The following is a 20299-nucleotide window of genomic DNA, read 5'->3' on the forward strand; positions in this document are numbered from 1 at the left end:
CCGCCAGCTCACCCGCGCCCGCGGGGCCCGCTGCGGCCCCGCCGCCCGCGCCCGCGTCCCCCACGGGCGCGCCCTCTTCGCAAAGTCGCTCGTCAGCCATGCCGTTGAGCTGGTCTTATTCCGCTGACGCGGAGTAGCCGATGGCGTCGAGCGCATCGCCGCAGCGCGCGCACACGTCCGGGTGCGCCGCGTTGCGGCCGAGCTCGCGGAAGTTCCAGCAGCGCGGGCACTTCTCGCCCGACGCCGGCTCCACGCGCGCGCTCGCCTCCTCGGCGTCCTCGCACGCCTCGAACGCCACGCCCGCCACGATGAAGAGCTCCTCGTACACGGCGGCGTCGAGCTGCTCCAGCTGCGCAAGCGTCGAGGGCGGCACGCTCACGCGCACCACGGCCTCCTGGCTCTTGTTGATGGCCTTCGCCGTGCGCGCGTCCTCGAGCGCCTTGGTGACCACCTCGCGCACGGAGAGCACCTGCTCCCACGTGCCGAGGATCTCCGCGCACGCCGCCTCGCCGGGCAGCGCCGGCGCGAAGTCGGCGCGCTTGGGCCAGCCGGCGAGCTGCACGCTGCAGGCGCGGCCGGCGCGCGTGCGCACGGCCGGCGGGAAGTGCTCCCACACCTCGTCGCAGGTGAACGACAGGATGGGCGAGAGCACGCGCACGAGCACCTCGAGGATGTTCATGAGCACGGTCTGCACGGCGCGGCGGCGCACGGACGCGGGCGCCTCGGAGTACAGGCGGTCCTTCGTCACGTCCATGTAGACGGCCGACAGGTCGTTCACGAAGTCGTACGTGAGGCGGTAGACGTTGTTGAACTTGTACGTCTCGTAGCTGGCCTCGACTTCGGCGAGCAGCGCGGCGGTCTTCGCCATCATGTACTGGTCGATGGGCTCGAGGTCATCCCACGCCACCGCCGTCATGGCCGCGTCATCGTAGTCGTTCAAGTTCCCGAGCAGGAAGCGGAAGGTGTTGCGGAAGCGGCGGTACGCGTCCGAGACCTGCTTCAAGATGCCGTCGGAGATGGACACGTCCTGGGAGTAGTCGACGCTGGCCACCCACAGGCGCAGCACGTCGGCGCCGTACTTGTCGCAGACCGCGGCGGGGTCGATGCCGTTGCCGAGCGACTTGGACATCTTGCGGCCCTGCTCGTCGACGGTGAACCCGCAGTGCATGACGCTCTTGTAGGGCGGCACCCCGTAGGCGCCGATGCTGGTGAGCAGCGAGGACTGGAACCAGCCGCGATGCTGGTCAGAGCCTTCCAGGTACATGTCCGCCGGGAAGGTGAGCCCTTCGGCGGCGCGGTGCTTGCACACGCTCGTGTGCGTCACGCCCGACTCCCACCACACGTCGAGGATGTCCTTCTCGGGCACGAGCTCGGTGCCGCCGCAGCGGGCGCACTTCGTGTTCTTCGGCAGGTACTCGCGCGGCTCGCGCGTGAACCACGCGTCGGCGCCCTCCGTGCGGAACAGCTCGATCACCGCGTCGAACGTCTCGGCCGTGGCCACCGTCTCGCCGCACTTCGCGCACTTGAACACGGGGATGGGCACGCCCCAGGATCGCTGGCGCGAGATGCACCAGTCGGGGCGGTCGGCCACCATGGACCCGATGCGGTTCTTGGCCCACTCGGGGATCCAGGTCACCTCGGAGCTGATGGCGCGCAGCGCGTCCTCGCGCAGGGAGTTCTTGTCCATCGACACGAACCACTGGTCGGTGGCGCGGAAGATGACGGGCTCGTGACAACGCCAGCAGTGCGGGTAGGAGTGGTTGATCTCCTGCTTGGCCACGAGCGTGCCCTGCTCGCGCAGCCACTCGATGATGACGGGGTTGGCCGCGTCCACGTCGAGCCCGGCGAAGCGGCCCGCCTCGTCGGTGAAGCAGCCGTTGTCGTCGACCGGCATGAGCAGCGGGACGTCGAACTCGATGCCCACGAGGTAGTCGTCCTGGCCGTGCCCCGGGGCGGTGTGCACGCAGCCGGTGCCGGTGTCGAGCGTGACGTGGTCGCCGTAGATGATGGTGCCCTTGAGGTCCTGGCGCACCGGGCAGGTGTAGGTGAGGCCGCACATCTGCTTGCCCTTGAGGGTGACGGGCTCGCCCTGCGCGTTGGCGACGAGGCGATAGCCCTCCCATCCGGCCACCTCGGCCACCTGCTCCACGAGCTCGCGCGCCATGATCATGTTCACGCCGTCGGCGACCACCATCACGTAGTCGGCCTCGGGCGCGAGCGACACGGCGGTGTTCGCCGGCAGCGTCCAGGGCGTGGTGGTCCAGATGAGCACGTAGGCATCGCCTTCGGCGCCCGCGGCCTCGAACACGCCGGGCATGAGGTCCATCTTGAAGCGCACGAAGATGGACGGCGACACCTCGTCGCCGTACTCGATCTCCGCCTCGGCGAGCGCGGTGTGGCAGCGCTTGCACCAGTGGATGGGCTTGCGGCCGCGGTACACCGAGCCCTTCAGGTACATCTCCTTGAAGATCTCGACGTTGCCCGACTCGAAGTCAGGGAGGTAGGTGAGGTAGGGCTTGTCCCACTCGGCGTTCACGCCGAGGCGCTTGAAGCCGTCGCGCTGGACGTTCACGTACTTCGTGGCCCAGTCGCGGCACAGCTTGCGCAGCTCGGGCTGGCTCGTGGCCGCCATCTTCTCAGGGCCGAGGGTCTTCTCGACCATGTGCTCGATGGGCTGGCCGTGGCAGTCCCAGCCGGGGATGTAGGGGGTGAAGTAGCCGCGCTGCGCATGGCTCTTCACCACGAAGTCCTTCAGGATCTTGTTGAAGGCGTGGCCGATGTGGATGGGACCGTTGGCGTAGGGCGGGCCGTCGTGCAGCACGAAGGGCTTGCCGTCCTTGTTCTTCTCCAAAACGCGATGGTAGATGTCCTCTTCAGCCCACTTCTCCAAGCGCTTCGGCTCGTTGGCGGGCAAGTTGCCCCTCATGGCGAAGTCGGTCTGAGGGAGGTTCATGGTCTCTTTATAGCTGTTAGCCACCGGAGCTTCCCAACCTTTCGTACGTACTTCAAAAAGCCTCATAACGTAAACTTGTTCAGTATATGCCAACCCTCCAGGCGTTTCTATCGCCAACGGGAAAACGGATGCGAAAAGCGCGCAGATGATGCACAGCCGCCCAGGGCGCTCAGAGCGTTCGCCCAGGGCGCTCGGGACCTGTCGGCTTGCCCCCGGCTTGTCACCGGCTTGTCCCCACGTGCCGAATTCATGACAAACGCGCCGTCCGCAACGCGCATGCGGTAGAATGACATGGGTTTGCCCGCTGTGCCGAATCGGATAACACCTCCCCTGCGCCTGAGCGAACGCGAGCGCGGCGCTCATAAGACGAGGGAGCTTTTACCCGAGGCGGCAGCATGAGGAAACGGCACCCATCCGCCTCAACCGTAAGGAGCCTCCATGGACTTCGAAATAGTCACCGACTCGAGCAGCAACCTCACCGAGGACATGATCGACGAGTTCGGGCTGCACATCCTGCCGCTCACGTTCATGGTCGACGGGCAGCAGCACCAGAGCTACCTCAAGGGCGAGCACACCGACCTCTCCCAGTTCTACCGCATGATGCGCGAGGGCAAGGTCATCACCACCTCGCTGCCCAACCTCGCCGAGTCCGAGAAGCTCCTGCGCTCCCTGCTCGAGGCCGGGCGCGACGTGCTCTACATCGGCTTCTCGAGCGGGCTGTCGGGCACCTATGAGGCGACCGACCTGCTTTTGCGCGAGCTGTCCGAGGAGTACCCCGCGCGCACCATCCGCACCGTCGACACGCTGGCCGCCTCAGGCGGCGAGGGCCTCCTGGTCTGGCACGCCGTGCAGCGCGCCCGCGCGGGCGCGAGCATCGAGGAGGTGCACGCGTGGCTCGAGGAGAACAAGCTGCACCTGGCGCACTGGTTCACGGTGGACGACCTCATGTTTCTGTTCCGCGGCGGGCGCGTGTCGAAGACGAGCGCCTGGGCAGGCACGCTTCTGAACATCAAGCCCGTCATGCACGTGGATGACGAGGGGCACCTCATCCCGCTCGAGAAGGTGCGCGGGCGCAAGAAGTCCCTGAACGCGCTCGTGGACCACATGGCGAAGACGGCGCTGGCGCCCGTCGAGGACCAGATGGTGTTCATCACGCACGGCGACTGCCTCGAGGACGCCGAGTACGTGGCCGCGCAGGTGAGGAAGCGCCTCGGCGTGCGCGACGTGATCATCAACTGGGTGGACCCCGTGATCGGCGCGCACTCCGGCCCCGGCACGATGGCGCTGTTCTTCCTCGCCTCCGGGCGCTAGAAGTACGAGTTGTTACTGCCGCCGACGAGCGCGTTCATCTTGGTGAAGATAGAATCGGGCCTGTTGGGGGTCCATGCGCGCGGCGGCAGGGGTATCTCTTGGACGCGTCCTCGCTCAAAGTCCTCCAAGCTCACCATGTCCCCCACCGAAAGGGCGCCCGTCATGCAGATGTCTTCGCAGAGGCGGCACTGTACGCAGCGGTAGGGGCGGTGCTCCAGCGTGATGTTCCCCTCCGCGTCATCTCGGCGCGCAAGAGCCCCGGTCGGGCAGAACATCGCGCACATCGCACAGGAGCTGCACTGATCGACGTCCACATCGACCTGGCCCCAAAGCCGCGTTGTCACCAGCGCGCGCACCGGCTCCCCCACGTGATGCAAGCTGTTCATGACGCGATTGCGCCTGAGGGGCACGAACTGCGGCAGGGTGCCGTTGGGTCCCACCTTGGCATAGCGCGGCTCGGGCGCCTCCTCGCCTGAGACCGGATCGAGCGCTTCGACTGCGGAGTCACGAGCAACTTGGGCCGTCATCTCGCGCAGCGTGACGATGGTGGCGCGTTTGGAGGGGTCGTAGCCCAGGGCGCGCGCTGCCGTCCCCTTCTCGTAGACCGAGCACGGCAAGGGCGATGCGAACTCCGCCGCAAGCTCATAGCCGTGGGCGTCCAGCAGCTCGTGTGCCGAAGCCGCCACCTTGCGCGCCAGCTCACCGCCCCGGTGGTACGTGCACGTCTCGCACCCGTCGCAGGCGAGGGTCACCTGGCTCACCCCGCGTGCAGCGCACTCGGCGTAGAAGGACTCGTCGATGCGACCCAGGCATACCACCTGCAAGACGTCCGAAACGTCGAAGTCTACCGATACGCGCCGCAGCAGCCCCGATGCCTCCTCGGCCTTGCGCTCAGCGGCCCTGTGTGCGCGGCGCAGCGCGCGGGCGCAGGCCACCACCACATCTCCTCCTGCCGACGCACGCTCAGCAAGCGCGTCGGACAGCTCGGCATCGGTGGGATGCATCGCTTCGAGAGCGCAAGTGGGGCATGCAGTGGCGCAGGTGCCGCACCCAATGCACGCATCGCCGTCGATGAGCACGTCCTCGCCATCGTAGCTGATGGCGCCGGCCGCGCATACCTCGGCGCAGCGCAGGCAGCGGGCGTTCTTGTTGCGCACCTGCACGCAGCGCTCAGGCGCCACGGCGAGCGCCTCGCTGCCGAGCGACGAGATCACCTTAATGAAGTTCTCCAATGCAGCCACTGCGGACTCCTCCTTCGTCAATCACGCGCAACCCTTATGCCTCACGCAGATCGCCCGGTTCGTCAGGCTCGGAAGCGGAGACGGTCGAGATTTTCGGGGTGCCTTTCGGCAGAAGCGGGAAGCTGATGGCGCCAGCCGGGCACACGTCCGCGCAGTCGCGACACTTCGTGCAGTCGGCCAGCGTGGTGGCGCCTGCGGCCACGTCATGCAAGTTGATGCCTTCGGGGCAGACTTGGACGCACGCGTCACACGACACGCCACGCGTGGCCTTCAGGCACGATTCCCTATCCACCGTGGGCACGAACATCCGATTGCCCACCGCTACGAGCGACTGGAGCGCGCCCAACGGGCAGATGTTCTGGCACCAGCGCGGCAAAAGCGCCAACTCGACTGCGAGAATAGCCGGTATCGCCAACACAGCCCACGTCACCTCGCCGAACGCGAACAGGCGCATAACGAGCAGCACGCCGGCGAAGGTGAGACCCACAGGGCACACCAGGCAGAACACTGGGAACCCGAAGATGAGCGTGGAGACGACCGCCGCGGCCAGGATAGCGTGGCGACTGTCGAGCTTCACGCCCCGAGCCTTCCCGCATCCCCGCGCGCAGGCGGCGCAGCCCGCCTCAGAGCAGCCCGCCGACTCGTCGCCGCGCGCCTTGAGGCCCCGCGAGGACGGCAGCACCTTGCCGAGCACAACGGTGGGGCACACCCACGAGCAGAAGAAGCGGCCTCCCACGAGCAGAACCGCCGCTGCGAGCACGAGGCTTACGACTGCCTGGGGAATGATCGCGTGCTGCGCGACCATGGCGGTCAAGGCTCCCAGCGGGCACAGCAGCACCAGATCTCCCCACCCGCCGGCGCACGCGTTGCCCATGCCCGTCGCGGTGAAGTAGCCGACCGCTGCCAAGGCGAGCACGCCTACGGCCACGGCAAAGCGCACCCGCGCCGTCTTCAGGGCGCCGTGCGGAGCCCTGCTCTCCACCGCCTCCGTCGCCTTCCCCTCTTCGCCTTTCCTAGCCATGAAGCACCTCGCCTTCTGCGGGAACGATTACAATGGCACGATCAGTGGCGCCCACCGAGATGGAGCCCGACGACAGCGACACGCAGGCATGCTCGCATGCGCCGCAGCCGTTGCAGGCGTCCTCGATCACGTAGGGCGTGCCGTCGTCGTTGACACCCATCGCCTCGAACGTGCAGGCATCGACGCACTCATGGCAGCCCATGGCCTGAAACGCCAGGCACCAGTCGGTATTGATGACGGCCATGCCCAGACGCACGTGCTCGCTCGCCGGCAAGCCCGGCAGCCGAAGGGCGTGGGTGGGACACGCCCGCACGCACAGCGGCTCGCCACTCTCGGCGCTCTCGCAGAAGTCGCACCAGCCGCGGTGATAGTCCATCTCGGGCGTGCGCAGGTTCAGAAGCCCCGACTCGAGCGTGGCGGGCTTGATGGCATGCCGGGGGCACACTTCCCGGCAGCGCTCGCAGTGAATGCACGCAGCCAGAAAAGCGTTCTCGTCCTGGGCTCCCGGCGGTCGTACCACCGACTCGGCTCCCACGAGCTTCACGGCACCGAGCCCGAGCATGGCCACCGAGCCCACGGCGCCAATGGCGAACGTGCGCCGCGAAATGCCCGCGCCACCGCGCACGGGGCTCTTCTCTTCTTCCCTCATAGGTCGATCACCACCGCTTCGTCAAATGACTCGGCCGGCTCGTCGTCTTCCAGCACGTCGCACAGAAACTCGCGGTCCGTCTCCAGAAAGCCCGCCGTGAGATCGGCAAGCCCCCGGTAGAAGTCGGTTTTCGAGAACTTGCGCATGTCGGCGGCCATCATGGGGAACCACGCGCCCACGTGGTTGACGAGAAAGCCCTTCTGGCACTCGATGTGGTCGGCCGCGGCGTCCTCGTCACCCGCGCACAGGGCGTCGAGCGCACGCATGCCGAGTATCTGCATGAACTCCAACTCCAAGGCGATGTGGTCCTCGCCCTCCTTCCACGAGGGCTTCTTGTCGATGCCCGCACTCCTGTAGGCCACCAGCACCTCGTCGCGCGCGCCCTGCATGAGCAGGCGCTTGGGACTCGTGTACACGCTCTCGAAGGGGTAGGCCGCCGAGTAGCCGTTATTGCCGCCGCCGATAAAGGTGCGCGTGTAGTCCACCGCCAGCTCGGTCAGAGGCGAGGGGTGAGGGCTTGCCAAGTAGCGTCGAATCGAGGCGTAGCCCGCATCAACCTTCGCGTTGCCGGTATTGGCGGGAAAGGACATGGAGAGCAGCTCGTCGTAGCACTCCTGATCCACCTCCACGCGAAACAGCCGCGAAAGCAGCTGGTAGGTTGCCGTGCGCGACGCAAGCACCTCTCTTAAGGTCGGTTCCGTCATGGCGTCCTCCTTCTAGTTGGTTTTCGCAAGGGCGGGGCCAGCCAAGATGCCGCGGCCCACCTCGGTTATCTGCCAGGCGCCATCGAACGAGATGGCGTCGATTCCTTCGAGTCCCTTCACGAAGAAGCCTGAATAGCGCCGCGGCTCCTTGCACAGGGGATGATGGTCTACCAAGCCGTCGATGACCTTCTTGGTGGCGCCTCCCGAGCGCGCGCACTCCTCAAGTACCAGCCGATACACCGGCAGGTAGCGCTCACCTTCCTCCAAGAACCGCAGACGATCTCCCTCGGGGTCGCGCGCGTCGACCACCTCAAGCCCCTCGGCAGTGGCCGCATACGAGAACAGCGGCGGCGCTCCCACCTTTCCGAGCTCGAACGCTCCCTGAGCGCCCTCGGCCTGCGGCTCATCCGCAACCGCCGACCCGTCCGCCGCTGCGGCAGCGCCGTCGTCAGCGCATGAGAGCTCGTCAGCGTCCTCGGCCACGATGTCGAGCGCGCCCGCCCTCGCCAGGTTCGCGCACACCACCTCGGGCGCGTACGTGCACGTGCCCCCGCCCACGAAGCGGCGGATCTCCTCGTGCACGTCCTCAGACGCACGTCCCTCGCGGCAGAAGTCAATCACATGCGCAAGCAGCTTCTCGTTGCCCGGCATGCCTGCAAACGTGGCAGCGATTCGCTCGGCTGCCGGCACCTCCTCCTTCACCACCGGCGCATCGTAGTCCGCGGGCTTCTCGATGGGCGGCACGTACTCCCCGTAGCCCTCGTCGAACCCCATCTCCGCTGTCGGGTCAAACGCATCCCTCGGCATCACGTTAATCGGATCAGTCATGCTCTCCTCGTTTCTCATCAGCATCAACGATATTTCTATGGACAGCGGGGCATGAGAGCCCCGCTTGACACGCGAACTGCGACGCCGAAGACAAGCCCAGATCCGCCGCGATGAGGACGGATGGCGCCGTGCGCGCGAAGTGACGGCCACCCTGCGCGTAGACGCGCTTGATGTCGGCCCCCGCACGCGAGGCGTCCGCGAGCCTCATGCGCTCGAACGCGGTAAGCAAGGCGAACTGGCTGCCAAGCCGCGCACATCGGGCCAGGCGCGCGCCGTCACGCTCGATCGCGTGGCACCGCTGGTCGAGCGGCGCCGACTCGTCGCTCGCGCAGGCCTGCGAGGCCAGCCCGTCCACTACCGCCATGACCACCACGCCCTCGCCGAGCACGTAGGCCGACGTGTCGAAGGTGGCGACCGCAACCGGCGCAGCAAGGTCGCCCGCCACGACCGGCCCGCCCATGGCCCGCTGAAGCCGCGCGAAAAGCCCGGCAGCATCCTCGTCGGCGCCTAAGGGCGCAAGGCACGCGGGAAGGCACGCGCCGTCGATGCCGCATGCCGAGCACAGCTCCTCAAGAAGCGCCGGGCCGACAAGCCCCGACAGACGTCGCATCAGCTCGTCAGCCTCACGCAGGCGGTCGGCCGCAAAGGCGAGCATACGCCCGTGGGCGTCGTCGGCAAAGGGCACCCCGCCGCCAGCCAGGCTGTCGAGCACCTCGCCAACCGCTTTTCCCTCGCATGCAGCCTGGTCGCGCACGGCCTTCCATGCCCCTGAGCCGCCGAGCCAGTCACCCAGCCCTATCCAGGCGCGCCGAGAAAGCGTGCTGCGGGGTTGGGCCGCGACGGCCAGGGCGGCGTACAGCACCACCTCGGGGCAGGCGTCGGACCGGCGGATGTCGGCCCGCGCGAGCGCTGGCTCCTCCACCGTGCAGAAGGCCACGTCCGCATCTGCAAGCGCGCGGCACGTAGCACGCACCCACCACGACGTCGGCACCACCAGCGTCACGCGTCGGCCCTCCGCCGCCTTGCGGGCCAAGAAGCCCGCCACGCTCGCGCGCTCTTGGGCGTCGCTCGCAAAGACCTGGACCTTCTCAGTACGCACGGGGCTGGCCACCCGCACCTCGCGCGAGCGCGCGGCCCATGCGGTCAGCCCCTCGGAAAAGGGGAAGGGCGCCTCGGGAACGCCCGGGTCCTCATTGCGCCCGAAAGCGACCAGGCACCCGGTCAAGCGCTCCAGGGCCCGCTGCGAGGCGCGGTCGAGGGCCGAGAAGCCCACGGCATACGTCACGTCGACGCGCAGCTCGCCCGCAAGCGCCTCGTCGTCTCCGAGCGCCACGAGGGCAGCGGCGCCCATAAGCGAGCGGGGCAGCGCGCCTCGCTCGGCGAGCAGCGCTTGGTACGCGTGCAGCACGGTCCGCTCCTCGTCTGAGACGAGCCAGCCGTCCCGCTCGAATGCCAGCTCGGAGATGCTGCGGCACAAAAACTTGAGCATCTCCCGTATGCGGCGCGGCTTGCCGCCAAGCGTCTTCATGTCCTCGAAGAGCAAAGCCTCCTGCACGCTATCGAGCAGCACCGGCGCAGCGGCCTCGCGTCGCTGCGCCGCGAGCTTCAAAACCCGCTCGGTCAGCTCCTGCGTCACGAGCACCTGGATCGTGCCGGCTTCACCGAGCTCGGCCATCACGGCTCTGCGCGCATTGTCGTTGGGGACCACCACGCGCGCTTCCTCGCCGCGTTCGCACGCCGCGCGCGCCGCGCTGGCGGCCAGCCTCACCGCCTGCGCCTCCTCGCAGTACACGGCGCACGGCCGGGAGCCCTCACGCAGAAAGGCCGCAGCCTCCCCTTCGGCGACGGCATCCATCGCCGTTCTCATCGCGCTTCGCTTCCCCATCACCTTTTCGCTCCCCTTCTCAGCGCGCCGCGCGGCTACCCAGCGCCTCGCGCGGACGCATTGTTTTGAACGGGACGCAGTGTAGTGCGATCAAGTTTTTCACGCTGAGCACATCGTGTTCATTCTTGATCTTTCAAAAGTTAAGATTTATCATTTTCTGCAATCAGAGCGTGCTTTTTGAAATGAGGAGCGTGAAGCGAGGGACCTGAGGGTAAGGGGGAGTTGCATGGGAGCCGTATCTGAGGAGCTCGTCGGATGCCTGGTCGAAGAACACCTGAGCTGGGCCCGCGCTCAATCTGCGACGAGCGCGCCGTCGCTTGGGGCAGCCCAGCTCGGCGCCGTACTCCCGCCCGCAGAAGCCGCCTCCCCCCTCACGATCGTGACCGGCCCCTATGGCGCCGGCAAAACCCGCTTTCTCGAGGAGCGCGCCCGCAGGCTCATCACGCTAGGAGTCCCGCCCGACTCGACCCTGCTCGTAAACGCCGCTGACGCCCGGCTGCCCGCTACGCTGCCGCGCACCTTCCTCGCCGATGTGCTCGAGGCATACCTCACCCGCGCGCCGCTTGCCCGACACCAGCCAATCCACCTGTTCATCGACAACATCGAGTCGGTGGAAGATTGGCCGCGTTTCATCTGCTCGCTCATCGACGCCTACCCGGCGCGCATATGGGCGGCCGACGCATGCGCCAGCTGGCTCTCGTCGCCGCGAGCCAAAGAGCTGCCCGCTGACGCGCACGTGCATACGATGCTCGGCCCCGCCACGTCCACGGCCCTGCGCCAACTCCTCGCACGTGTCGCTGATGACGCAAAAAGCGCTGATCCCGTCCACGAGGCGCTCAAGCGCTTCTACCGCCTCGGACGCGCCAGCACGCTCGACGAGGCCGCCTGCACTGAGCGGACAGGCGAGCGCCTCCGCCGTCTGGCAAGGCTCAGCTGCGCCGCCGACGTCGCCCGCAAGCTGCCGAGCACAGCCCTCCCGCTCATCATGCGCACCGCCGCGCTTATGATCGGGGCGAGCGGCACCGATCTCGCCTTGTCGTCCGTCCAGCGCTCGCTCGCCGCCGAGGGCATGCCCACCACCCGCGCCACCGTGCGCGCCATCGCTGACGCCCTGGAAGACGCCCACCTCATCTGCCGCATCGGCGGACTCGGGAAAGACGGGGACTCCAACCCGCGTGCGGCACAGCTCATCTGCGCCTGCGACCATGGCCTCGCCCAAGCGCTCGCGCCCGCACCGCTCGCGCCCGAGCCCCTGCTGACGTCAATCGTCTTCGAGCAGCTCTACGAGGCGGGGCTCTCTAGCCGCGTGCGCACCTATCGCCCGCGCGCAGGCCGCAAGCGCCTGATCGCCTGGACGGAGCCCGGGAAAGGCGCACCCACGCAGCTCATCGCCACCTGCGCCTGCAAAAAGGGGGAACGGCTGCCCGCCTCCCTCGTCAGCACCGCCGCGCTCGCGCTCTCCGATACGGGGCTTTCCCACCTCACCGTCGTCACCGCCGGCGCCGCCGAGGTGCGCGAGCTGGACGAAGGCGCGCTTTCGGCCGTGCCGCTCGGCGAATGGCTCCTCGAGCGGGCAGGCATCATCGCCTAAACGCATCGCGTAGGGTTCTACCAGGGCAGCTCCTTGGCCTCGATACGGTCGAGCAGGCTCTGGCGGTCGCGCACGCCGGCTTTCTTATACACCGAGGCCAACAAGTCTCCGACCATGATACGGGAAAGCCCCAGATCCTCGGCTATGCGGTCGATGGAGCGTCCTTTGGCGAACCCGCGCATGGCGACCATCTCGCTCTCGTTCAGGTCGACTTCGCGAGCCAGAAGCTCGCAACGCCGGCGGAACTTACCACGCACAGCGCTCTGGGTCGTCCCCTCCACCCCCAGGAAAGCCGACTCCCGGCGCAGCTCGTCGATGAACTCGGAAAGCTGCTCGCGCCGATCAGCACGGCAGTACGCGCAGATCGTGAACAGGGCGTCGTCATCCACCAGCGGAATGCAGCGGCGCGGGCCACTCGCGAACGTCTCAACAGGGAGAATGCCCCGCTGCAACAGGAGCACCGTGTCATCGAGCGGATACGTGAGGCAGTCGACGGGATTCTCGACGAGCAACGGCACGCCCTTCGGCTCGAACCCGTGGTTGCGACACAGCCGCTGTATGTTCGCCCACCCGAACTCGGCTGCGACCCCGCCGAGCCGCGCAAGGTTCTGGTCGCGTAGATCGTCAAGGGAAAGCGCGTCATGCGAGGAAAGCGGATTGGCCTCCTCCACCAGGGCGACGAATCGCTCCTGGTACAGATCGACGCACACCAGATCCGGGTCGAGCTCCTCGCTGAACCCCTTGTGCCCGATGGCGATGTCCGCCTCGCCGACGAGCACAGCATGGGTTCCAGACACCTTCGGCGCAGTCAAGAACACCATGGACGTGTTGCTTGTATCGCGCAGCGTGCGTCCCACCCGCGAGAGCAGCGAAATCACGTCGTTGTTATACAGGATGCCGGTCACGCGCACTATCATGCTCTCGCTGAGGCGCGCCATCTCGCGATGGGCGCTGTCGAGCAAGTCCACGATGCTGGCCGCACGACGGTACAGCAGCGCGCCGGCCTCGGTAATGCCCAGCCCACGACGGCCTCGCAGCAAAAGCGTCGTGCCGAACTCTCGCTCAAGCACCGCGATATGCTTGGAGAGCGTCGATTGGGTGGTATGCAGCTGCTCCGCAGCACGCGTCAAGTTCATCTCGTCCACGATGACGAGGTATTCCCTCAAAAGCTCACTTTCCATATCAGTCATTCCCGAACAGAATGCCAGAATCCTCTTTTTCCAGATTGGAAACCTCAATAACCTGGCATTCCGATCTTTCCCCTCACCTTCTTTCCATGCGGAATTATAAAGATTTCATCGTTGCATGCCAACGAAAGAAAACCAGATCCGTCAAAGGAAAGAAGAGAGGAAAAGGAGGAGAGGATGAGCAAGCTATCGATGAGCCGTCGCAGCTTCCTGAAGACTGCCGCAGTCACGAGCGCCGCCGTGGCCCTTGCGGGAACCACGACGACCGCCGCCCTGGCCGAGAACCCAAATGCGGGCGCGGGCGCGGGCGAGATCAAGCGCATCCGCACGGGATGCCGCGGCTGCGGCAAGATGGAATGCGGCGTCATCGCCGTCGTGCAAGACGGGAAGGTCATCCGCATCGAAGGCGACCCCGAGGCGTTCCAGTCCATGGGCAACTGCTGCACCAAGTCGCAGTCTTCGCTGCAGGCGGCCTATCACCCGGACCGCCTGCGCTATCCCCTGAAGCGCACCAACCCCAAGGACAACGACGATCCCGGCTGGCAGCGCATCAGCTGGGACGAGGCCATTTCCACCGTGGTGAGCAAGTTCGACGAGCTCCAGGCCAAGTACGGTGGCGAGTCGCTGTTCGGCATGGCCGGCACCTCGCGCGTGTGGTGCATGTTCGGCTCCGCTAACGGCATGTGGCTGTGGGATTCCCCCAACATCGTCCAGGCGTGGCAGATCTGCAAGGGGCCGCGCCATTTCGCAACGCTGATGGTGTCGAACTTCGCCCAGAGCTGGATGGCCACCGTCGACCACCCCGACGTGTACGTGCAGTGGGGCGGCGCGGCCGAGATGTCCAACTACGATGACGCCTGCCGTACCACCGTCGACGTGGCCTCTGACGCCGACACCTACATCGTCGTCGACCCGCGCCTCACCAACATGGGCAAGGAAGCCGACATCCGCCTGCCGCTGCGCCCCGGCACCGACGGCGCCATGGCCTTAGGCTGGAGCAAGGTCATCGTCGACGAGAAGCTCTACGACGAGCTGTTCCTGAAGAAATGGACGAACTTCCCGTTCCTCGTCTGCATGGACATGGAAGCCACGGGTTGGCAGGAGCTCACCCCCATGTTCGGCGCCCCCTTCGACCTGAAGACGAACCTCATCAAGGAATCCGACATCAAGGAAGGCGGCAGCCCCAAGCGCTTCATGATCCCCGACGGCAAGCGCATCGCGGCCGGCAAAACGGGCAACGATTGCCTCACCTACTTCGACGCCGAGACCGGCATGTGGGAGGGTCAGACCTGGATCAAGCCGACCAAGGGTCGCGAGGCCCAGCAGGAGAACCTCATTCCGGGCCAGTCCCAGGGCTTCGTCATCGACCCTACGGGATTCACGGCCGAGGATGGCTTCGCCGCCGAAATCGACCCGCAGCTTGAGGGTGAGTACGATATCACGCTGAAGGACGGCCGCACCGTCAAGGTGCGCACCGTATTCGAGCACTACAAGGACACCCTGGCCGACTACACCCCCGAGAAGGTGCAGGAGATCACCGGCGTTCCTGCCGAGCAGATTCGCACGGCAGCCATCACCTGGGCCACCCCGGTCGACCCCTCCAAGGGCTACCCTAACGGCGGCATCCAGTACATGCTGCCCACCGAGCATGCCAACACCGCCATCCAGAACGTGCGCGCCCTCGACACCCTGACGGCGCTCGTGGGAGCCATTGACACCCCCGGCGGCCAGCGAGCCTCCACCCGCGCGCCCATCGAGGGCGGCCAGATGGGCTTCGCCAACAACGGCTCCGGCATGCCGCCGCTGTCCGAAGGCCAACTCGAGAAGATCCTCGGCCGCGATCAGTTCCCGCTGCTGTACTGGTGGGGCATGTGGGCCGACGCCGCCACCACCTGGGACGCCGTGCTCACCGGCGAGCCCTACCCTGTCGTGGGCGCCTTCAACTCCTCGGGTGACTTCATGAACCAGTGCAACACCGCCGTTGCCTGGGAGGCGCTGAAGAAGCTTGAGTTCTACGTCGAGTGCAACCTGTGGCACACTCCCGGTGGCGGCGTCTGCGACATCGTGCTGCCGGCCGCCCACTGGCTCGAGCTCTCGAGCCCCCGCTCGTCCCAAGGCTCCTCCGGTGCCATGGGCGCCACGGTGAAGTGCATCGACCCACCTGGCGAGGCCAAGTTCGACGGAGAGATCATCGAGATGCTCTACAAGGAGAAGGGGCTGCCCTATAACATCATCCCCGGCTACGACGAGTATCCCGGCGTGCAGGGCATGCTCGACATGGCCGTCGCAGGCTTCGAGCCCGAGGGCTGGGACAAGTTCAACGAGCGCTTCCAGGAGCACGGCTGGTGGGACTGCAAGGAAGTGGAGCCCGAGCTGTGGGGCACCTACCGTCGCTACGAGACCGGTGCTCTGCGCGGCCGCAACGCCGGCGGATTCGTCGGCACCGTGGGCGACTGGCTGCCCGGCTTCTACACACCCACCAAGAAGATGGAGATCTGGTCCACGGTCATGGAGTCGTTCCACCCCAACCAGGGATGGGAGATGCCCACCTATCGCGAGCCCACGCACTCCCCCATCTCCGACCCGGAGCGCGCGAAGGAGTACCCGCTCATCATTACGACCGGTCGCCGCATTCCAGTGTACTTCCACTCCGAGCATCGTCAGCTTCCCTGGTGCCGCGAGCTGTGGCCGGTGCCCCGCGTCGAGATCAATCCCGTCACGGCGGCCGAGTACGGCATTGAGCAGGGCGATTGGGTGTGGATCGAAACGCCCGACGGCAAGATCCGCGAGGTCGCGGATCTCTACTACGGCATCGATCCCGGCGTCATCAACTGCGAGCACCAGTGGTGGTTCCCCGAGTTCAAGCAATCTGGCAGCGGCCACGAGCTGTGCTGCGTGAACCACCTGATCGACCATCACGCCCAAGATCCGCACTGCGGATCATCCAACCTCCGCGCTTACCTGTGCAAGATCTACAAGGCAACCCCTGAGAATTCCCCGTTCGGCAATCCCATCCCCTGCGATCACAGCGGCGTGGAGATCATCCACGATGCGAGCGACCCGCGCCTGAAGGAGTGGCTGCCCGTCTACGAAGGGAGGGATGAATAATGACCAAGTACAGCATCGTCACCGACCTTAACCGCTGCGTGGGATGCCTGGCCTGCTCCACGGCATGCAAGGCCATCAACGGCGTGGAGCCCGGCGCGTTCTGGAACAAGACCCTGCGCATCGGCCCCAATCCCACGGAGGGCGGCTCCGGCCAGTATCCCGACGTGGAGATGTACTTCCTCACCGTGCAGTGCCAGCACTGCGAGAACCCCGAGTGCGTTAAGGTGTGCCCCACCAACGCGTCCCACATCGCCGAGGACGGCACCATCCAGATCGACAAGGAGAAGTGCATCGGCTGCCAGTTCTGTGTCATGGCCTGTCCCTACGGCGTACGCTACCTGCACGAGGAAGAGCGCGTCGTCGAGAAGTGCACCCTATGCGAGCAGCGCATCGCCCAAGGCGAGCTGCCCGCCTGCGTCGCCCAGTGCGGCGGCATGGCGCGCTTCTTCGGTGACATCGAGCAGGGCATCGAAGGCTTCGAAGGTCCCGAGCAGGCCGACGGCAAGCGCGTCATCCTGAAGGACTTCTGCAACGAGTTCAGCGACGAAGACGTCCATACGCTGCCCAACGCCGGCAATGACCCCACGTTCCGCTACATCCTGCGCGGCAGGAAATGGCAGGGAGGCGAATAAGACATGGAAATGCAATGGCCCCTTATCCTGTTCACCGCCTTCGTGGCGTGGTCGGCAGGTCTTTTCGGCACCCAATCGGTGCTCGCGGTCATGGGCAAGGCCAAGAAGGCCCAGAAGCCCATGCTCATCACCTCGGCGGCGCTCCTCGTCATCGGCGGCGTGGCGGTGTTCTTCCATCTTGAGCACTGGGAGCGCATCTTCAACGGCTTCGGGCATCTGAGCTCTGGCATCGCCCAGGAGCTCATCGCCATCGTCGTGCTCGCCATCGTGATGGTCGTATTCTTCGTGATGCTGCGCAAAGGCGCTGGCGGCGAGGTTCCCCGTGCGCTGGCGATTGTCGGCATCGTCGTGGCGGTTGCGCTCGTGTGCGTAGCCGGCGCCAGCTACCTCATGCCGGCTCGCCCGACCTGGAACTCCATCACCGAAGTTCTGTCGCTGGTGGGCAACGCCTGCGCGTTCGGCCCGCTGACGGCGCTTCTCATCATGACGCTCGTTGACAGCGCGGATGGCGAGGGCATCTCCGCAACCGCGCGCATCGCCTTGGTGGGCACAGTGGCGAACGCCGTCACCACCATCATCTTCCTGATCGTCATGGTCATTGCCGGCGGCTCCCTCACTGACGTGGGCTACTACTTCGACCCGACGCATCCCACCCATGCGATGCAGACGGTCGCAGCAGCCAACCCGTTCGCCGGCGGCTCAGCGGTCACGGCTGTGGTCGCCATCATCGGCGCCGCGGCGGCCGCAGCGCTCGCGCTAGTCGGCTCGAAGAAGCCGGCACCCACGGCCAAGGTGCTTGCCATCGCGGCCCTAGCGTGCGCTCTGATTGGCGCCGTGACCCTGCGCATGGCCTTCTACGCCTCCGGGCTGTCCATGTTCATGTTCTTCTAGGAACTTGAGGATCCGGCTGCGCATCACAGCCGGATCCCGATGAAGGGCCCTTGACGAAGGTTCCCTAACGTAGAATCCCGAGAAAGACCCTCGATGGAGAATTCCCGACAGAAAGCCTAGACAGAAATCCCTCGCATAGAGTTCCCTCTCTCTTTTCTCGCCCCGCCGCGCTCCTCCCCCTCCCGCGCGGTGGGGCATTTTGCTGCCCCTATTCCCCAGAATGAACTCGCGCTTAGCATACGCTCCCGACGTGCACCCGCGCCTTTGTCCGCGCACTCCGGCCCCGGCACGATGGCGCTGTTCTTCCTCGCCTCCGGGCGCTAGCGGAAAAGCAAGCGTCCGGCGAGCGCAGGGACGGCACCCCCGCGCGTCGACGCGAGCGCAGGGACGGCACCTCCGCTCGTCGGCGCAGGCGCAATGAAATCCCGATTCTAGGGAAGCATAGCCTGTAGTCCAGAAGCCGTCCACGGCGTATAATCGCTCTTCCACATGTGCTGGAGAAGCCAAGAGATAGATCTCAGTTCTCTATTGCTCGAAGCACCGACAACGCCCTCTTTTCATCCACGATTTTGAGAAGCTGGATGGAAAATGCCCGTTGTCGGTGCTTCGAGCCCCGAAAACCGCCGACAACGGCGCTTTTGCATCCACTTTTCTCGAAAAAACACCGATAACGGCCTTGTTTCATCCAGAATCACCTGAGGGGTGGATGGAAAAGCGCCGTTGTCGGTGACGTCATCAGCACCGGCAGGTGGAGCAACGGGCAGGTGGACACGCACTTTGGGACACGCGAGCGCGGCGCTCACGCTGAACTGGTGCGCCCACCCCGACTTGCAAAATAGCCGAAGGGCGGCTGTTCCGCCATACGCGACCTCATATGCACGGTGCGCGGAGTGCAGGTCATGCTCAACGGCGATCTCGCAATGCTTTACGGGGTTGAGACCAGGATCATCAATCAGGCTGTTCGTCGCAACCAGGGACGCTTTCCCGAACACTTCTGCTTTCAGTTGAACGAGGATGAGTGGGAAGTTTTGAAATCACAAACTGCGACTTCAAAACAGGCAGAGGGCAGCGGCGGGCGCCGCAAGCTCCCAAATATGTTCACCGAACAGGGCGCGGCAATGCTCTCTGCCGTGCTCAGAAGCGAGACCGCCATTCGCGTGAGCGTGCAGATTATGGATGCCTTTGTCGAGATGCGTCACTTCATCGCCAGCAACGCCGCCATGTTCGAGCAGATACGCGCGGTGGAGCTGCACCGGTTGGAGCACCAGAAGAGCTTCGCAGTGACGCGCATCAAGGACAAGGAATTAGCGGGTGCTATCCTCTCGCGTCTCGAAGAACAATGAAGGACCCAAGAACGCCCCTAAAAGCAATACACAGCATTGGGAGAGCCTAAAAACGCCAGGCTTAAAAAAGCGAAGGTGCTTGTCACCAAATAGCAGGAGAAGGCGTACTCACTCGACAAATTGCATTGAGGTAGCAACCTTGGGGTTGCTTAGATGCTTGTAAAGAGTCACGTGACACGTTACAATACGTTCCAAGGAGGTGCCCATGATTCGGACGTTTGCCGATACGGATTCTCGCGAGCTGTTTGAGACGGGCTCTTGCAGAAACCTGCCCCCAGGCATCCAGCGTCGCGCGCTGCGCAAGCTCGAATACGTTGACAATGCGGTGGCTCTTCTGGATTTACGGCTCCCTCCGGGAAACAGGCTCCACGCTTTGAAGGGCGACCGAAAAGGACAGTACGCCATCTCGATCAACGACCAATGGCGCATCTGCTTTCGCTTCGAGGCCGACGGCGTCTATGATGTTGGGATCTGCGACTACCACTGAATCGGGAGGATGTCATGAGCAATGAAGTCTGCTTGAGGGAAGATGCCCTGCTCATCAGCCGTGCGCCCATCCATCCTGGTGAGTTTCTCCGGGAGGACTACCTGCCGGAGCTCGGCTTAAGCGTGGCGGAATTGGCGAAGCGGCTCGGCGTCACGCGCCAGACGGTGAACGAGATCATCCGCGAGAAGCGCGGCCTCAGCCCCGAGATGTGCCTGCGGCTGGGCCGGTTGTTCGGCACCACCCCGCAGTTCTGGATGAACATGCAGCAGAAGATGGACCTGTGGAACTCTATGGAGCTGCACAGCGAGGATATCGAGAAGGTGGAGCCGCTCGAGGTACCTGAGCTGGCGATGGCCGCGGGATGACGCACGGCTTTGCAGGCGCTCGCGCGGTCAGGGCTTCCGGCGCTCGCCCGATTGCGAGCCTTGGCGCGCGCCGGCGCTGGCGCGCATGCGCTACACTGGCCCT

The 20299-nt window shown here is 65.5% G+C and carries 16 protein-coding genes; 8 read left to right on the top strand and 8 right to left on the bottom strand.

Translation table 11 applies throughout. From position 1 onward, the window contains the following. Positions 1–115: 115 nt before the first annotated feature. Complete coding sequence (gene ileS / locus G7Y49_RS08030) at positions 116–2977, bottom strand: isoleucine--tRNA ligase (RefSeq protein WP_165172738.1); 2862 nt, start codon at positions 2975–2977, stop codon at positions 116–118. 414 nt (positions 2978–3391) lie between these two features. On the opposite strand from ileS, the gene G7Y49_RS08035 reads away from it, so the two are divergent. Beyond that, the gene (locus G7Y49_RS08035; protein ID WP_165172740.1) at positions 3392–4264 is read left to right on the top strand and encodes a DegV family protein; all 873 of its coding nucleotides are present in this window, start codon (positions 3392–3394) and stop codon (positions 4262–4264) included. Here G7Y49_RS08035 and G7Y49_RS08040 read toward each other — a convergent pair. The 6 genes from G7Y49_RS08040 to G7Y49_RS08065 are packed head-to-tail and all read right to left on the bottom strand — an operon-like array spanning position 4261 to position 10574. Next, complete coding sequence (locus G7Y49_RS08040) at positions 4261–5505, bottom strand: 4Fe-4S dicluster domain-containing protein (RefSeq protein WP_165172742.1); 1245 nt, start codon at positions 5503–5505, stop codon at positions 4261–4263. The two genes, G7Y49_RS08035 and G7Y49_RS08040, sit on opposite strands and share 4 nt — an antisense overlap. A 34-nt stretch (positions 5506–5539) precedes the next feature. Further along, positions 5540–6526, bottom strand: a complete 987-nt coding sequence (locus G7Y49_RS08045) for a 4Fe-4S binding protein (RefSeq protein WP_241157339.1) — start codon at positions 6524–6526, stop codon at positions 5540–5542. Continuing rightward, the gene (locus G7Y49_RS08050) at positions 6519–7175 is read right to left on the bottom strand and encodes a 4Fe-4S dicluster domain-containing protein (protein ID WP_165172744.1); all 657 of its coding nucleotides are present in this window, start codon (positions 7173–7175) and stop codon (positions 6519–6521) included. The genes G7Y49_RS08045 and G7Y49_RS08050 overlap by 8 nt, the downstream gene beginning before the upstream one ends. Next, positions 7172–7879 carry a molecular chaperone gene (locus tag G7Y49_RS08055; RefSeq protein ID WP_165172746.1) on the bottom strand — a complete coding sequence of 236 codons (708 nt, stop codon included), beginning with the start codon at positions 7877–7879 and terminating at the stop codon, positions 7172–7174. Before G7Y49_RS08055 ends, G7Y49_RS08050 begins: the two co-directional genes overlap by 4 nt. Positions 7880–7891: 12 nt before the next feature. Next, a complete protein-coding gene (locus G7Y49_RS08060; RefSeq protein WP_165172748.1) occupies positions 7892–8707 on the bottom strand; it encodes a hypothetical protein in 816 nt (271 codons plus the stop codon). After that, on the bottom strand, positions 8700–10574 hold the full coding sequence (locus tag G7Y49_RS08065; protein WP_165172750.1) for a hypothetical protein: 1875 nt from the start codon (positions 10572–10574) through the stop codon (positions 8700–8702). Before G7Y49_RS08065 ends, G7Y49_RS08060 begins: the two co-directional genes overlap by 8 nt. A gap of 244 nt (positions 10575–10818) precedes the next feature. On the opposite strand from G7Y49_RS08065, the gene G7Y49_RS08070 reads away from it, so the two are divergent. Beyond that, positions 10819–12183 (top strand): AAA family ATPase, encoded by a 1365-nt coding sequence (locus G7Y49_RS08070; protein ID WP_165172752.1) that lies wholly within the window; start codon positions 10819–10821, stop codon positions 12181–12183. 17 nt (positions 12184–12200) lie between these two features. Here the strand turns inward: G7Y49_RS08070 and G7Y49_RS08075 are convergent, their stop codons facing one another. Then, positions 12201–13373 carry a LysR family transcriptional regulator gene (locus G7Y49_RS08075; protein ID WP_370519631.1) on the bottom strand — a complete coding sequence of 391 codons (1173 nt, stop codon included), beginning with the start codon at positions 13371–13373 and terminating at the stop codon, positions 12201–12203. A 174-nt stretch (positions 13374–13547) separates the two neighbouring features. On the opposite strand from G7Y49_RS08075, the gene G7Y49_RS08080 reads away from it, so the two are divergent. The 6 genes from G7Y49_RS08080 (at position 13548) to G7Y49_RS08105 (ending at position 20196) form a co-directional block, all read left to right on the top strand. Further along, a complete protein-coding gene (locus G7Y49_RS08080) occupies positions 13548–16478 on the top strand; it encodes a molybdopterin-dependent oxidoreductase (protein ID WP_165172756.1) in 2931 nt (976 codons plus the stop codon). Next, the gene (locus G7Y49_RS08085) at positions 16478–17110 is read left to right on the top strand and encodes a 4Fe-4S dicluster domain-containing protein (RefSeq protein ID WP_165172758.1); all 633 of its coding nucleotides are present in this window, start codon (positions 16478–16480) and stop codon (positions 17108–17110) included. Before G7Y49_RS08080 ends, G7Y49_RS08085 begins: the two co-directional genes overlap by 1 nt. A 3-nt stretch (positions 17111–17113) precedes the next feature. Next, complete coding sequence (locus G7Y49_RS08090; RefSeq protein ID WP_165172760.1) at positions 17114–18001, top strand: hypothetical protein; 888 nt, start codon at positions 17114–17116, stop codon at positions 17999–18001. An 881-nt stretch (positions 18002–18882) separates the two neighbouring features. Further along, positions 18883–19344: an ORF6N domain-containing protein gene (locus G7Y49_RS08095; RefSeq protein ID WP_255465929.1), complete on the top strand. Its 462-nt coding sequence runs from the start codon at positions 18883–18885 to the stop codon at positions 19342–19344. A 205-nt stretch (positions 19345–19549) separates the two neighbouring features. After that, the gene (locus G7Y49_RS08100; RefSeq protein WP_165172764.1) at positions 19550–19831 is read left to right on the top strand and encodes a type II toxin-antitoxin system RelE/ParE family toxin; all 282 of its coding nucleotides are present in this window, start codon (positions 19550–19552) and stop codon (positions 19829–19831) included. Between the two features lie 14 nt (positions 19832–19845). Then, complete coding sequence (locus G7Y49_RS08105) at positions 19846–20196, top strand: HigA family addiction module antitoxin (RefSeq protein ID WP_165172766.1); 351 nt, start codon at positions 19846–19848, stop codon at positions 20194–20196. Positions 20197–20299 lie beyond the last annotated feature (103 nt).

Origin of the sequence: Adlercreutzia sp. ZJ242 (assembly GCF_011038995.1) — a bacterium.
Lineage (GTDB): Bacteria > Actinomycetota > Coriobacteriia > Coriobacteriales > Eggerthellaceae > CAAEEV01.